The organism is Krasilnikovia cinnamomea, assembly GCF_004217545.1.
GTDB classification, from domain to species: Bacteria; Actinomycetota; Actinomycetes; order Mycobacteriales; family Micromonosporaceae; genus Actinoplanes; species Actinoplanes cinnamomeus.
Genome location: NZ_SHKY01000001.1, coordinates 2,289,603 through 2,303,609 on the forward strand (window position 1 = coordinate 2,289,603; position 14,007 = coordinate 2,303,609).

General features: G+C 71.5%; 12 protein-coding genes and 1 tRNA gene. 3 read left to right on the plus strand and 10 right to left on the minus strand.

Going from position 1 to position 14,007, the window contains the following annotated elements; translation table 11 throughout:
- Positions 1-135 precede the first annotated feature (135 nt).
- The 3 genes from galE (at position 136) to EV385_RS10205 (ending at position 3,294) form a co-directional block, all read left to right on the plus strand.
- On the plus strand, positions 136-1,116 hold the full coding sequence (gene galE / locus EV385_RS10195; RefSeq protein WP_130509255.1) for a UDP-glucose 4-epimerase GalE: 981 nt from the start codon (positions 136-138) through the stop codon (positions 1,114-1,116).
- Positions 1,113-2,270, plus strand: a complete 1,158-nt coding sequence (gene galK / locus EV385_RS10200) for a galactokinase (RefSeq protein WP_130509256.1) — start codon at positions 1,113-1,115, stop codon at positions 2,268-2,270. Before galE ends, galK begins: the two co-directional genes overlap by 4 nt.
- 193 nt (positions 2,271-2,463) lie before the next feature.
- Entirely contained in the window at positions 2,464-3,294 is an 831-nt protein-coding gene (locus EV385_RS10205) for an ATP-binding protein (RefSeq protein WP_130509257.1), read from the plus strand.
- Here the strand turns inward: EV385_RS10205 and cysN are convergent.
- From cysN to EV385_RS10255, 10 genes are all read right to left on the minus strand, one after another.
- Positions 3,278-4,576: a sulfate adenylyltransferase subunit CysN gene (gene cysN / locus EV385_RS10210; protein WP_130509258.1), complete on the minus strand. Its 1,299-nt coding sequence runs from the start codon at positions 4,574-4,576 to the stop codon at positions 3,278-3,280. The genes EV385_RS10205 and cysN overlap by 17 nt on opposite strands.
- A complete protein-coding gene (gene cysD, locus EV385_RS10215) occupies positions 4,576-5,487 on the minus strand; it encodes a sulfate adenylyltransferase subunit CysD (RefSeq protein WP_130509259.1) in 912 nt (303 codons plus the stop codon). Before cysD ends, cysN begins: the two co-directional genes overlap by 1 nt.
- Before the next feature lie 45 nt (positions 5,488-5,532).
- Complete coding sequence (locus EV385_RS10220; protein WP_242624806.1) at positions 5,533-6,432, minus strand: 3'(2'),5'-bisphosphate nucleotidase CysQ; 900 nt, start codon at positions 6,430-6,432, stop codon at positions 5,533-5,535.
- 59 nt (positions 6,433-6,491) lie between these two features.
- The gene (locus EV385_RS10225) at positions 6,492-8,036 is read right to left on the minus strand and encodes a sugar transferase (protein ID WP_242625267.1); all 1,545 of its coding nucleotides are present in this window, start codon (positions 8,034-8,036) and stop codon (positions 6,492-6,494) included.
- Positions 8,037-8,719: 683 nt separating this feature from the next.
- Positions 8,720-9,307 (minus strand): aminoacyl-tRNA hydrolase, encoded by a 588-nt coding sequence (pth, locus tag EV385_RS10230; RefSeq protein WP_130509261.1) that lies wholly within the window; start codon positions 9,305-9,307, stop codon positions 8,720-8,722.
- Between the two features lie 86 nt (positions 9,308-9,393).
- Positions 9,394-10,017 carry a 50S ribosomal protein L25/general stress protein Ctc gene (locus tag EV385_RS10235; protein WP_130509262.1) on the minus strand — a complete coding sequence of 208 codons (624 nt, stop codon included), beginning with the start codon at positions 10,015-10,017 and terminating at the stop codon, positions 9,394-9,396.
- Positions 10,018-10,397: 380 nt separating this feature from the next.
- A complete protein-coding gene (locus tag EV385_RS10240; RefSeq protein ID WP_130509263.1) occupies positions 10,398-11,378 on the minus strand; it encodes a ribose-phosphate diphosphokinase in 981 nt (326 codons plus the stop codon).
- A 121-nt stretch (positions 11,379-11,499) separates the two neighbouring features.
- On the minus strand, positions 11,500-12,960 hold the full coding sequence (glmU, locus tag EV385_RS10245) for a bifunctional UDP-N-acetylglucosamine diphosphorylase/glucosamine-1-phosphate N-acetyltransferase GlmU (RefSeq protein ID WP_130509264.1): 1,461 nt from the start codon (positions 12,958-12,960) through the stop codon (positions 11,500-11,502).
- An 84-nt stretch (positions 12,961-13,044) separates the two neighbouring features.
- Positions 13,045-13,116: transfer RNA gene (locus EV385_RS10250), tRNA-Gln, on the minus strand.
- A 46-nt stretch (positions 13,117-13,162) separates the two neighbouring features.
- Complete coding sequence (locus EV385_RS10255) at positions 13,163-13,993, minus strand: helix-turn-helix domain-containing protein (RefSeq protein WP_130509265.1); 831 nt, start codon at positions 13,991-13,993, stop codon at positions 13,163-13,165.
- Between the last annotated feature and the right edge of the window lie 14 nt (positions 13,994-14,007).

Consider the following 14,007-nt stretch of genomic DNA (forward strand, 5'->3'; position numbering starts at 1 on the left):
CTCCGGTCCATAAAGGTCTGATGTTTGATCGTGTTGACTATTGAGCGATATTGAGGGATTCTGAGGCGGCATCCGGGCCGCCCGGCGGCCTGCCTACCCTGACCGGTAGGACCGTCGCAACGGAGAGGCCACGCCGTGAAACTGCTCGTCACCGGGGGCGCCGGCTACATCGGCAGCATCACCACCCGCCTGCTGCTCGACGCCGGGCACGAGGTCGTCGTCCTGGACAATCTCAGCACCGGCTTCCCGGAGGCCGTCGCACCCGGTGTGACACTCGTGGACGCCGACATCCGCGACGCGGGCCGGGTGCTGACCCCGGCGGCGGGCTTCGACGCGGTGCTGCACTTCGCCGGGCTCATCGCCGCGGGCGAGTCGATGGCCCGCCCGGAGCTGTACTGGGACCACAACGTCATCCGGTCGCTGGCCCTGCTGGACGCGGTCCGCGCCGCCCGGGTGCCCCGGTTCGTCTTCTCCTCCACCGCCGCGGTCTACGGCAACCCCACCGAGCTGCCCATCACCGAATCCGCCGTCAAGGCCCCCACCAGCACGTACGGCGCCACGAAGCTGACCTTCGACCACGCGTTGACCTCGGAGGCGTTCGCCCACGGCCTCGCCGCGGTGTCCCTGCGCTACTTCAACGTGGCCGGCGCGTACCTGCGCCCCGACGGCACCGCGGTCGGCGAACGGCACGACCCCGAGACCCACCTCATCCCCATCGCCCTGCAGGTGGCCGCCGGCAAGCGCGACAAGCTGCAGCTGTTCGGCGACGACTACCCGACCCCGGACGGCACCTGCGTGCGCGACTACATCCACGTCGAGGACCTGGCCCGCGCCCACCTGCTGGCGCTCGACGCGGCCACCCCGAGCGAGCACCGCATCTTCAACCTCGGCAACGGCAACGGCTTCTCCAACCGCCAGGTCGTCGAGGCGGTCCGCGAGGTCACCGGCGTCGACCTGCCGGTGGAGATCGCGCCCCGGCGCAGCGGCGACCCGGCCGCGCTGGTCGCCTCGTCCGCGAAGGCCCGCTCCGAACTGGGCTGGGTCCCCGAGAAGGACACCCTGCAAGCCATGATCTCCGACGCCTGGGAGTTCTACCACGGCCACGTCGCGCGATGACCGCCTCCGACGTGGCGGCGCGGGCCGCGGCCAGCTTCACCGAAACGTACGGCGCCGCACCGGCCGGGCTGTGGGCCGCGCCGGGGCGGGTCAACCTGATCGGCGAGCACACCGACTACAACGACGGATTCGTGCTGCCGTTCGCCCTGCCGCAGCGGGTCGTGGTGGCCGCCGCCGCGGCCGAATCCGGCTGGCAGGTCCGCTCCGATCTCGCGCCCGAGCCGGTGACGTTCGGCGAGCCCGAGGTGGCCGGGCCGGGCGTGCTCGACGGCTGGGCCGCGTACGTGGCCGGGGTCGTGTGGGCGCTGCGCGACGCGGGCCTGCCGGTGCCACCCGCGCGGCTGGCGCTGGCCTCCGACGTGCCGGTCGGCGCGGGGCTCTCCTCCTCGGCCGCCCTGGAGTCCGCGGTGCTCACCGCGCTGGTCGAGCTGGGCGGCCTGGACCTGCCCGTACCCCGGCGTCCGGCGCTGGCGCAGCGCGCCGAGAACGGGTATGTGGGCGCGCCCACCGGGATCATGGACCAGGCCGCGTCGATCCGCTGCCGGGAAGGGCACGCGCTGTTCCTGGACTGCCGCACCCAGGCGGTGCGGCAGATCCCGTTCGACGTGGCGGCGCACGGGCTGGCCGTGCTGATCGTCGACAGCAACGCGCCGCACCGGCACGTCGACGGCGAGTACGGCGCCCGCCGCAAGTCGTGCGAGGCGGCCGCACAACGACTCGGCGTCGCCGCGCTGCGCGACGTCGCCACCGCCGACCTGGGCATGGCGCTGCACCAGTTGGACGACGAGGTGCTGCGCCGCCGGGCGCGGCATGTGGTTACCGAGAACCAGCGGGTCCTCGACACCGTCGCGCACCTGGACGCCGGGCGGATCCGGGAGATCGGGCCGCTGCTGAGCGCCTCCCACGCCTCGATGCGCGACGACTTCGAGATCACCGTGCCGGAGGTCGACGTGGCGGTCGAGGCGGCGCTGGCCGCCGGGGCGTACGGCGCCCGGATGACCGGTGGCGGGTTCGGCGGGTGCGTCCTGACCCTGGTCGACGCCGGGCGGGCCGAGGCGACGGCCGCGGCGGTCGAGGCGGCGTACGCGGCGCACGGATTCGCAGCCCCCACCGCCTGGGTGGTGACCCCGGGTCCCGGAGCCGCCCGACTGTGACGCTTCGGCCGCCCCGTAGTGGGGTATGCCGCAGGCATGACCTACGCCTGCGACGAGCTGGTGACCCACCATGACGACGAATCACCGGAGGCGCGGTGACACCCCCGGCCGGGGGAGAGACCGCTCTCCGCCACGGAAGTGCGAGATAGGCTACGCGGGACGCTGCGGCCCGCCTGCACCTGCGAGGACCAGCATGGGAATCGATCCACCATTCCTGTGGCCGGACCACCCACGCCCTGAGGATGGAGTCCGGATCCGGTACGACACCGCCGGCGCGGTGGCGCTGCTGGCGGTCCACGGCGAGTGGAACGCCACCCTGTGCACCGACGTCTCCGGCGCGCTGCGCCGCATGTTCGCCCAGCAGACCGCCGGGCTCATCATCGACCTGTCACACCTCGACGACCCGCGCGCGGACAGCGCACCGGTCTGGATGGGCGTACGCAGCCTCGCCTCGCGGCTGCAGCCGCCGGTGCAGCTGGCCCTGTGCGTGTCGCCCGAGCAGATCCTCGCCGACCGGCTGCAGCGGTTCGGGGCGGGGCGTTTCCTGCCGGTCTACGCCACGGTCGACCAGGCGCAGGTGGCGATCACCGGCCGATTGCCGAGCACCGACCGGATGCGCGTGCGGCTGTGCCCGGACGCGAACGCCCCCGCCCACGCCCGCCGCCTGGTCGAGGACGCGTGCCGCTGCTGGCGCCTGACCACCCTGCGCCAGCCCGCCCGCCTCGTCGTCTCCGAACTGGTCAACAACGCGGTCCAGCACGCCGGCACCACCATCACCGTGACGGTGTCGCGCCGGGTGTCCGGGCTGCACGTGGCCGTCCAGGACCTCTGCACGGACATGCCGCAGCTCGCCCCACCCGCCCAGATACCCGGCCAGCGGACGCCCGAGCACGGCCTGGGCCTGCGCCTGGTGCACGCCACCGCGCTCGCCTGGGGCGCGGTGCCCACCCGGGACGGCAAGGTCGTCTGGGGCGCCGTACGCAGACCCCTGACCGCCCGCCGGCGCCTTACGCCGCCTCGATGATCATCCCCGCGCCGACCGTACGGTTGGTCGTCTCGTCGATGAGGATGAAGCCGCCCGTGGTGCGGTTGCGGCGGTACTCGTCGGCCAGCAGCGGCACCGTGGTGCGCAGCCGGACCCGGCCGATCTCGTTGAGCGCCAGCCCGTCCGCGGCCTCGTCGCGGTGCAGCGTGTTGACGTCCAGCCGGTACTGCAGGCCCCGGACGACCGCCCGGGCGCTGCGGGTGGTGTGCTTGATGGCGTACTTGCCGCCGACCCGCAGGGGGGCGGTCTCGTCCATCCAGCAGACCATCGCCTCGATGTCCTGCGCCGGCTTCGGCGCATTGTGCGGGCGGCAGATCATGTCGCCGCGCGAGATGTCGATCTCGTCGGCGAGCCGGATCGTCACCGACATCGGCGGGAACGCCTCGTCCACCGGCCCGTCGGCGGTGTCGATGCCCGCGATCGTGCTGGTCAGCCCGGACGGCAGCACCATCACCTCGTCGCCCGGCTTGAGCACGCCGCTGGCCACCTGCCCGGCGTAGCCGCGGTAGTCGGTGACCGTCGTGGACTGCGGGCGGATCACGTACTGCACCGGGAAACGCACGTCGACCAGGTTGCGGTCGCTGGCGATGTGCACGTGCTCCAGGTGGTGCAGCAGCGACGTGCCGTCGTACCAGGGCGAGTTCTCCGAGCGGGAGGCGATGTTGTCGCCGTTGAGCGCGGAGATCGGGATGACCGTGAGGTCCGGGACGTCGAGCTTGGCCGCGAACGACGTGAACTCGTCGCGGATCTTCTCGTACACCGCCTGGTCCCAGTCGACCAGGTCCATCTTGTTGACGCACAGCACCAGGTGCGGCACCCGCAGCAGCGAGCAGAGGAACGCGTGCCGCCGCGACTGCTCGACGATGCCCTTGCGGGCGTCGACCAGGATCAGCGCCAGGTCCGCTGTGGACGCCCCGGTGACCATGTTCCGGGTGTACTGGATGTGCCCCGGGGTGTCCGCGATGATGAACTTGCGCCGCGGCGTCGCGAAGTACCGGTACGCCACGTCGATCGTGATGCCCTGCTCCCGCTCGGCCCGGAGGCCGTCGGTGAGCAGCGCCAGGTTCGTGTACTCGTCACCGCGGGCGGCGCTGACCGCCTCGACCGCCTCGAGCTGGTCGGAGAAGAGCGACTTGGTGTCGTACAGCAGCCGCCCGATCAGGGTGGACTTGCCATCATCCACGCTGCCCGCCGTGGCGAACCGCAACAGGTCCATGTTCCGGGCCGCGGCCGTGTCGGATTCCAGCACTGCCTGGCTCATCAGAAGTACCCTTCCCGCTTGCGGTCTTCCATCGCCGCCTCGCTGACCTTGTCGTCACCCCGGGTCGCGCCGCGCTCGGTGATCCGGGTGGCGGCGACCTCCTCGATGACCTTCTCCACCGTGTCGGCGTCCGAACGGACCGCCGCGGTCTGCGACGCGTCGCCGACCGTGCGGTAGCGCACCCGCTGCACCGACGGGGTCTCCCCCGCCCGGGGCCGGATGAACTCGTTCACGGCGTAGATCATCCCGTCGCGCTCGATGACCTCCCGGTCGTGCGCGTAGTAGATGCTCGGCAGCGGGATCTCTTCCTTGGCGATGTAGTGCCACACGTCCAGCTCGGTCCAGTTGGACAGCGGGAAGACCCGGATCGACTCGCCCGGGTGGTGCCGGCCGTTGTACAGCGCCCACAATTCGGGACGCTGGTTCTTCGGATCCCACTGGCCGAACTCGTCACGGAAGCTGAACATCCGCTCCTTGGCGCGGGCCTTCTCCTCGTCGCGGCGGGCCCCGCCGAACAGCGCGTCGAAGCGGTACTTCTCCACCGCCGCCAGCAGCACCGGTGTCTGGATCCGGTTGCGGGTGCCGTCGGGCAGCTCGCGTACCAGGCCGGAGTCGATCGCCTCCTGCACGCTGGCGACCACCAGGTTGAGCCCCAGCTCCGCCACCCGGGCGTCGCGGTACGCCATCACCTCGGCGAAGTTGTGACCCGTGTCGACGTGCATGACCGGGAACGGGATGCGCGCGGGGGCGAACGCCTTCTCCGCCAGCCGCAACATCACGATCGAGTCCTTGCCACCCGAGAAGAGCAGCACGGGGCGCTCGAACTCGGCCATGACCTCCCGCATGACGAAGATGCTCTCGGCTTCGAGAGCATCCAGATGCGAGACGCGGTAGGGCATCGTCTGGCTCATGAGCGTGGTCCCCAGACCTTTCGGGTCGAGCGGTGAAGAGTCAGGTTACGGGAGGTGACGCTGCAGCGCTGCAAGCAACCGAGGAGCGAGATCCTTACGACAGACCACCAGATCTGGCAACTTCGGGTCGGCCTGGTTGTATTTCAACTCACTGCCGTCGATACGGGAAGCATGCAGACCAGTGGCCGACGCCACAGCGACCGGCGCGGCGCTGTCCCACTCGTACTGCCCGCCCGCGTGGACGTACGCGTCGGCGTCCCCACTGATCACGGCGGCGATCTTCACTCCCGCTGACCCCATGGGCACCAGCTCCGCGCCGATGTCCTCGGCCAGCGCGGTGACGAACGCGGGCGGCCTGGTCCGGCTGGCCGCGATCCGGATCGCCCCGCCGGTCGCCGCGGACAGCGGCATCGGCGGGTACGCGGGCGGGGAGTCCGTGGCCACCGTCCGGTGCTGGGCGGGCATCGCCACCGCACCGGCCGCCAGCCGGAACGGGCTGGAGCTGTCCGCGGTCCAGAGGGCGACGTGCACCGCCCAGTCCGCCCGGCCCTGCTCGGAGAACTCCCGGGTGCCGTCGAGCGGGTCGACGATCCACACCCGGGAGGCGCCCAGCCGCTCGGGGCGCAGCACGGCGTGCTCGCCGTCCTGCCACGCGACGCGGGCGTGCTCGTCCTCCTCCGACAGCACCGCGTCGGCGGGGCGCCAGCGGGCCAGCTCCGTACGCAGCAGATCGTGGGCGGCGCGGTCACCGGCCGCCTTGAGGGCCTTCGGGTCGGCGTACCCGAGTTCCTCGCGGACGGCGAGCAGCGCCTGCCCGGCGCGGTCCGCCAGCCAGCGCGCGAACGCCGCGTCGATGACCGGCGGGGTGCCAACGTCGCCACCGTCACGTTGTCCCGCGATGCGGGACTGGTCAGTCCGCGCCGACGTCGAAGTCCGATCGCCCACGTCCTCGCTCCTCCATCCGACCGCCCGGTCCGCCGCCTCGCGGCGGACCGGGCGCCCCATCAGTACGCTCCCGATGACCGCAACACCGCGGTCATGGTCCGCAACAGGATCACCAGATCCAAACTCAGGGACCAGTTCTCCACATAGCGAAGGTCCAGCCTGACCGCCTCCTCCCAGGGCAGGTCCGAACGCCCGGAAACCTGCCAGAGGCCGGTCATGCCCGGTTTGACGGCAAGTCGGCGCCGGACGTCATCAGCGTAGGCGGCCACCTCCACGGGCAGCGGCGGCCGTGGCCCGACCAACGACATCTGCCCCGCCAGGACGTTCAGCAACTGCGGCAGCTCGTCCAGCGACAGCCGGCGTAGCCACCGCCCGACCCGGGTCACCCGGGGATCGTCGCGGATTTTGAAGAGCACACCATCGTGCTCGTTGAGGTGCTTCAGCTCGGCGAGCCGGGCCTCGGCGTCCACATACATGCTGCGGAACTTGAAGATGCGGAACAGCCGCCCGTCGCGCCCGACCCGGACCTGCCGAAAGAGTACCGGGCCGCGTGAGGTCAACCGGACACACAGTGCGACCGCCAACAGCAGCGGCCCGAACAGCACCAGCAGCAGCACCGCACCGACCCGGTCCACCACGTCCTTGACCACCCGGGCACCGCCGTGCAGGCGGGGGTGCTCCACGTGCAGCATCGGCAGCCCGTCGAACGGGCGGATCGTCGTGCGCGCCCCCGCCACGTCGATCAGCGAACTCGCGACTATCAGGTCCACGTCGTCGCGCTCCAGCCGCCAGGCCAGCCGGCGCAGCGCCGCCCCGTCGAGTTCCGGGCAGCTCAGCACCACCACGGTGTCGGCGTCGGCGGCGTCCACGGCGTTGGCCACGTCGTCGAACGACCCGTACACCGGCAGGTCGACCGCGCCGTCGTGATCAGCGGGCAGGCAGGCGCCCACCACCTCCAGGCCGTGATAGCGCTCCCGGCGCAGCTGGCGGGTCAGGCCGATGACGGACATCTCGTGCCCCACCACCAGCACCCGGCGCAACCCCTCACCGCGCCGCCGGGCGAAGTGCAGCCGCTTGCGCAGCACGAACCGCAGCACCACCACCCCGGCGATCACCGCGGGCAGCGCGGCCAGCACGTACGAGCGGGCCAGGTCCAGATCGAGGGCGTACGAGACCATGGCGGCGCCCGCGATCAGGCCCACCCCGCCGCGCAGCACCCGCTGGTACTCGTCGGTGCCCACGAACAGGTAGCGCCGCTCGTACGCCCGGCTCACCGCCAGCACCAGCAGCAGCACCACCGGCAGCAGCGCCGACAGCAGCAGATACCCCTGGTTGTACGCCGTCACCTGGTACCCGAAGCGCAGCGCGAACGTCACCGCGCCGGCCACCACCCCGGCCAGCAGGTCCCCGGCGACCAGCGCGCGAACGTACCGGCGTTCCCAGCGCTGGCGCCGCGACATCGCCGCGTGCTTGCCGGGTACCCGGACGAACGGCCGGGTCGCGGGCCGCACCACCACGGACCGGTTCGGCGCGGCCGACCAGTGGCGGGGGATCGCCTGGTTGCGGGCCCGCTCGGCCGCACTGGTGCCGCCACCGCCCGCCATCGGCGCCGCGTTCGGCTCGACGCGGGCCGCCCGTACCACCGGCGGGCCCTGCTCGGGCGCCGGACCCGCGGGGGACGGCTGCACCGGGCCGTGGTTGGTCTTGCCGCCACGCTGCAGCGGTCGGTGCGCCCGCGGGCCGTGGTTGGCGGGTGGGTGGTTGGCCGGACCGTGCGGGTGGCCCGGCGGGCCGTGGAACTCCGGGTCCCCTGCCGCACCCGGTCCGGGTGTCACCGGTCCGCCCAGGGACGGCTGCGGCCCCGGCCATGGGCCCGGTCCGTCCGCGTGCTGCCGGGCGTCCAGCCGGTGCCGGGCGCGGCCCGGCCCGGGCTCGCGGTCCGGCAGATACTGGCCGGCGGCCCCCACGTACAGCCGCCCCGGCGCATCCGGGCGGTCCCGGTCCGGAAATGGCCGCCCTGCGGCCTCCGGATGAAAACGGCCCTTAACGTACGGATCCAGCAGGGGCCGAGGGTGATCCTCGCGCCCGTAGGTGGCCATGCCCTGACGGGCCGCCTCACGTTCCTCGGACAGGTCCTGCGTCACCGACCCTCCCCGTCCCCGCCACGTCCCGCGCACCTCTGTGCGCTGCGGCTATATGTGACCAACGCCCAGGTAGAGCGTCGGGTCACGGGGCAGAGAGAGGGACAAAGCGGACTAAATCATGTGACCGTTCGGGTCCCCCGGAGTCACCCGCCGTGGTACTTGTTCTGCGCCCACTCGACCCCCTCGACCACGACCGCCTCCACGACATCCGCGGCCCGGTCGACCAGGAAGTCCAGCTCCTTGCGCTCGGCCGAGGAGAAGTCCGACAGCACGTAATCCGCCGGGTCCTGCCGCCCCGGCGGGCGCCCGATGCCGAACCGCACCCGGGCGTACTCCTTGGCGCCCAGCGACTTCGACATCGACCGCAGCCCGTTGTGGCCGCCCTCGCCGCCGCCGCGCTTCGCCCGTACCTGGCCGAACGGCACGTCGAGCTCGTCATGCACCGCGATCACGTGCGCCAGCGGCACCTTGTAGAACTGGGCCAGCGCGGACACCGGCGCGCCCGACAGGTTCATGTACGTCAGCGGCTTCACCAGCACCAGCCGTGGGCCGCCCACGCTCAGCCGCCCCTCGGCCGCCTCCGCGTGGGCCCGCCGGTGCCGGCCGAACTTCGCGCCCACCCGCGAGGCCAGCAGTTCGGCCACCATGAAGCCCACGTTGTGCCGGTTACCGGCGTACTCCCGGCCCGGGTTGCCCAACCCGACCACCAGCCAGGGCGCGTCGTCGCTCATCGTGTCGTCTCCGGATATGCGTCAGGGAAAGTGCCATCGGCACTTTCCCTGACGTGGTCGTTACGGGCCTCGCTCCGGGGCCGCGATCACTCCGCGGCGGCCTCGCCACCCTCGGCGGCCTCAGCGGCGGCCTCGCCGGTCTCGCCCTCCATCTGCTCGGCCGTCTGCGCCGCCGTCACCACGGCGATCACGAAGTCGGGGTCCACGGCCAGCTCCGTGCCCTGCGGCAGCGGCACGTCGGCGGCGGTGATCTGCGAGCCCGCCTCCAGGCCGTCGAGGGCGACCTCGAAGCCGGTCGGCAGGTGCATCGCCTCGGCGACCACGGCCAGCGTGTTGCTCTCGTGCACCACGAGGGTGTTACGGGCGGCCTCGCCGGTCAGCGTCACCGGGACGTCGACCTGGACCTTCTCACCACGCTTCACGATGATCAGGTCGACGTGCTCGAACGTGTCCTTGATCGGGTCGCGCTGGATCGCCTTCGGCAGCGCCAGCGTCGTGCTGGTGCCACCCGCGATGTCGATCGTGAACACCTGGTTGAGGCCACCGTGCCGGATCGCGGCCGCGAACTCCCGCGCCGGCAACGCGATGTGCTGGGGCTTCTCGCCGTGCCCGTACAGCACGGCGGGCACCTTCCCGGCCCGGCGCGTGCGGCGGGCACCACCCTTACCGAACTCGGTGCGGGGCTCGGCGCTGATCTTTACCTCGGACACAGGGAACTCCTGAAACTCTAAGCTCGGCTGCAGGAGCCGGCGGGGCTGCGGGCGGTCGGCGGTGGAGCGAGCCATCGTCGGGCGCTGCCGGGCGAGGGGGCGCGCCAGGGCACACGCCCGGAGCACCGCGTCGATCACGGTGCCGCCAAGCCGACTGCGAACGTCAGCAGCCCGCGGGGCACCCTCGCCGTGGCAACCGTGCCAGCTTACCTTCCGCGATCGGGCACAACCCACCGGGTCCGTTCTCTGCGAAAACTTCACCCGGCCGGTGCAAGTTGCACGACCCCCGAGCCCGCTGCCAACGCCCGGCTACGACCCGACGTTCCAGCTGAAGTGATCACAGCACACGCGGACCGCGGCGCGCCGCGATTCGCCAGAACCTAGCTCAGCCCGCCGAACAACGTGGTCACCGAGCCGTCGTCGAAGACCTCGCGGATCGCCCTGGCCAGCAGCGGCGCGATCGACAGCACAGTGATCTTGTCCAGGCACTTCTCCGGCGGCAGCGGCAACGTGTTCGTCACCACCAGCTCGGAGATCTGGCTGTTCTTCAGCCGCTCCGTCGCCGGGTCCGACAGCAACGCGTGCGTCGCCGCCACGACCACGTCCGCGGCGCCCGAATCGAACAGGATGTCGGCGGCCTTCGCGATCGTGCCACCCGTGTCGATCATGTCGTCGACGATCAGGCACACCCGGCCCTCGACCTCGCCGACCACCCGGTTCGCCACCACCTGGTTCGGCTTGAGCGGATCACGGGTCTTGTGGATGAACGCCAGCGGGCACCCGCCCAGCCGGTCCGTCCAGCGCTCCGCCACCCGCACCCGGCCCGAGTCCGGCGCCACCACCGTCATCGGACGGCCCGCGTACTTGCGCTGCACGTGCTCGGCGAGCGTGTCCATCGCGAACAGGTGATCCACCGGCCCGTCGAAGAAGCCCTGGATCTGCGCCGTGTGCAGATCCACCGTGAGGATCCGGTTCGCGCCCGCCGTCTTCAGCAGATCGGCCACCAGCCGCGCCGAGATCGGCTCCCGGCCACGGTGCTTCTTGTCCTGCCGCGCGTACGGATAGAACGGCAACACCACCGTGATGCGCTTCGCCGAGCCCCGCTTCAGCGCGTCGATCATGATCAGGGTCTCCATGACCCAGCGGTTCACGCCCTCGGTCATCGACTGCACGACGAACGCGTCCGAACCCCGCACCGACTCCTTGAACCGGACGAAGATCTCCCCGTTCGCGAACTCGTACGAATCCGAGGGGGTCGGCGCGATGCCGAGGACCTGCCCGATCTCCTCGGCCAGCTCGGGGAAGCCCCGCCCGGAGAAAAGCATCAGACTCTTGCGGTTCTCCGCGACGATGCTGCCCATCGGCTCGTCCGCTCCCGTGGTGGTCGAGGGGTGTGTCCCGTGCAGTATCCCCCGCGACAAGTTTCCCGCCACACGCCGAGTCTGCGGGGTGGGATGGCTCACGGCGCGACGACCGGAAAGGTCACCGCTCCGCGTTGCCGCCCGACTCCCGCTCGGCCCGCTCGGCGGCCTCCGCGGACGCCGTGCCCGCCCGGCGGCGCTCCGTCCAGCCCTCCACGTTGCGCTGCGGCGCCCGCGTCACACCGAGGTTGCCCGGCGGCACGTCCTTGGCGATCGCGCTGCCCGCCGCCACGTACGCCCCCGGGCCGATCTCCACCGGCGCGATCAGCACCGTGTCGCTGCCCACGAACGCGGCCTCGCCCACCGTCGTGCGGTGCTTCTTGACGCCGTCGTAGTTCGCGAAGATCGTGCCCGCGCCGATGTTCGCCTTCGGGCCGATCGCCGCGTCCCCCACGTACGACAGGTGCGGCACCTTCGCACCGTCGCCCAGCTCGGCGTTCTTCGTCTCCACGAAGCCGCCCACCTTGGCCTTGCGGCCCAGCGTGGTCCCCGGCCGCAGGTAGGAGTACGGGCCCACGGTCGCCTCGGGGCCCACCTGCGCGCCGACGCAGTGCGCCCGCAGCACGGTCGCGCCCTCGGCCACCGCCGTGTCCACCAGCGTCACGTCCGGGCCCACCACCGCGTGCGCGGCCACCCGCGTGTCGCCCAGCAGCTGGGTGTTCTGGTCGATCACCGCGTCCGGCTCCACCGTCGCGGTCACGTCGATCCACGTCGTCGCCGGGTCCATGATCGTCACGCCGGAACGCATCCACGCCGTGTTCACCCGGTCACGCAGCAGCGCCCGCAGCCGGGCCAGCTCCGCCCGGTCGTTGCAGCCCAGCGTCTCCTGCGCGTCCGCGGCGACGTACACCCCGACCGGGTGATCCACCGCCGCCAGCAGGCCGAAGACGTCCGTCAGGTACTCCTCGCCCTGGTCGTTGTCGGTCGACAGCTTGCCCAGGGCCTCCCGCAACAGCGCCGCGTCGAACGCGTAGATGCCCGCGTTGATCTCGCGGATCGCGCGCTGCTCGGCGGTGGCGTCGCGCTCCTCGACGATGCGCTCCAGGTTGCCGTTGGCGTCGCGGACCACCCGGCCCAGGCCGGTCGGGTCCGCCACCTCGGCGGCCAGCACGGTCGCCCCGGCCTTGGACTCCTCGTGCGCCTCGATCAGCGCCGCCACGGTCGCCGGGCGCAGCAGCGGGACGTCGGCGTTGAGCACGACCACGGTGCCGCCCGTCTCGGGCACCGCGTCCAGGGCGATCCGCACGGCGTGGCCGGTGCCGTTCTGCTCCGCCTGCAGCACCGGGGTGGCGGCGGGGGCGATCTCGGCGAGGTGCGCGCGGACCTGGTCGGCCTTGTGGCCGACCACCACGATCGTGCGGTCGGCCTCGGCAGCCTCCGCGGCGACGAGGACGTGGCCGAGCAGCGTCCGGCCGAGCAACCGGTGCAGCATCTTGGGGGTCGCGGACTTCATCCGCTTTCCCTCACCGGCGGCAAGGACGACGACGGTACGGCTCTCGGCATGGCTCACGCGGGACTCCATTGTTCAAAGGCAGCGGTGCAGATCGCGGCATCGATTGCGCGGCGGGGGACTCCGCAAATCTACGTTGCCTTACCACAGGGCACGCTCGGCCGCCAGGACTCGAACCCGGAACTTTCGGACCAAAACCGAAGGTGATGCCCATTTCACCACGGCCGACTGGTTCGAGCCCCGGACCGCTCCGGCGCTCGATTGCCAGAACCTACTATCTCAGGTCCGTCAACGCCGCCATTACTCCCTCCACGGTCCAGTAGAGCTCCGCCGACCGGGGAACGGAAACAGCCAGGCACCCGTGATAGTCCCTACCGACGTTCTGCCGTCTCGTGGCTGGCACGTGGCGCTTGATCGTCGGTCGCTGGAACCTCGACCGGGGCAGGCTCAACTCACGGCACCACCAGTCGGCGGCCTCCTCCGCGTCGGCCGTCTCGTGAATATGCACCCGGTAGTCGACCTCGTGCGGGTCACGCCCGCAGACCGCGAGGAAGCGAAGGAACAACGCGACGAGGCCCGGATCGCTGTTGATGAAGGTCAGCCGATCCAATCGGCGCCAAGGCTTGGATTTGGCCCCCTCACACCAGTAGATCGCCGCACCTACCAGCAGCGCGTCCCGCTCGGTTCGCGCACCGATGGTTGCGGCGGCCCGGGCATGCACATCCGCACGCCGCTGAGCGCGTTCCGCGCGCTTCGCCTCCCACCGCCCAGCGGTCATGATCGCGGCATGCTCCTGTTTACGGCGGGCGCGATCGGTGTCCGGGTCCAGCGGGAGGTGACGGACCCAGGCGTAGGCGGTCGATTTCGCGACGCCCAGCTCAAGAGCCAAGTCGTTGACCGACCAACCGTCACGACGAAGTGCCACCGCGCGCTCCCGAAGGTGGTCCTTGGCGTTCGGGCGGCGCGTCCACTCCGGCGGCTCAATTCCGCGCAGCCAGTCCGTGAGGGTCGCTGCGCCGACCCCGAAGTGCTTCATGAGTTGGGACAGGGACAGGCCGGGATCCACCCGGAGGCGGCGCGCCTCGGCGCGACGAGGATCGTCCATGGTCGATACGTTAG

Excerpts from the sequence above, each read along its gene's own strand:
- EV385_RS10255 (WP_130509265.1), bottom strand. The coding sequence starts at position 13,993 with ATGGACGATCCTCGTCGCGCCGAGGCGCGCCGCCTCCGGGTGGATCCC.
- EV385_RS10205 (WP_130509257.1), top strand. The coding sequence starts at position 2,464 with ATGGGAATCGATCCACCATTCCTGTGGCCGGACCACCCACGCCCTGAG.
- pth (WP_130509261.1), bottom strand. The coding sequence starts at position 9,307 with ATGAGCGACGACGCGCCCTGGCTGGTGGTCGGGTTGGGCAACCCGGGC.
- cysD (WP_130509259.1), bottom strand. The coding sequence starts at position 5,487 with ATGAGCCAGACGATGCCCTACCGCGTCTCGCATCTGGATGCTCTCGAA.
- cysN (WP_130509258.1), bottom strand. The coding sequence starts at position 4,576 with ATGAGCCAGGCAGTGCTGGAATCCGACACGGCCGCGGCCCGGAACATG.
- glmU (WP_130509264.1), bottom strand. The coding sequence starts at position 12,960 with ATGGAGTCCCGCGTGAGCCATGCCGAGAGCCGTACCGTCGTCGTCCTT.
- EV385_RS10225 (WP_242625267.1), bottom strand. The coding sequence starts at position 8,036 with ATGGCGGGCGGTGGCGGCACCAGTGCGGCCGAGCGGGCCCGCAACCAG.
- galK (WP_130509256.1), top strand. The coding sequence starts at position 1,113 with ATGACCGCCTCCGACGTGGCGGCGCGGGCCGCGGCCAGCTTCACCGAA.
- EV385_RS10240 (WP_130509263.1), bottom strand. The coding sequence starts at position 11,378 with ATGGGCAGCATCGTCGCGGAGAACCGCAAGAGTCTGATGCTTTTCTCC.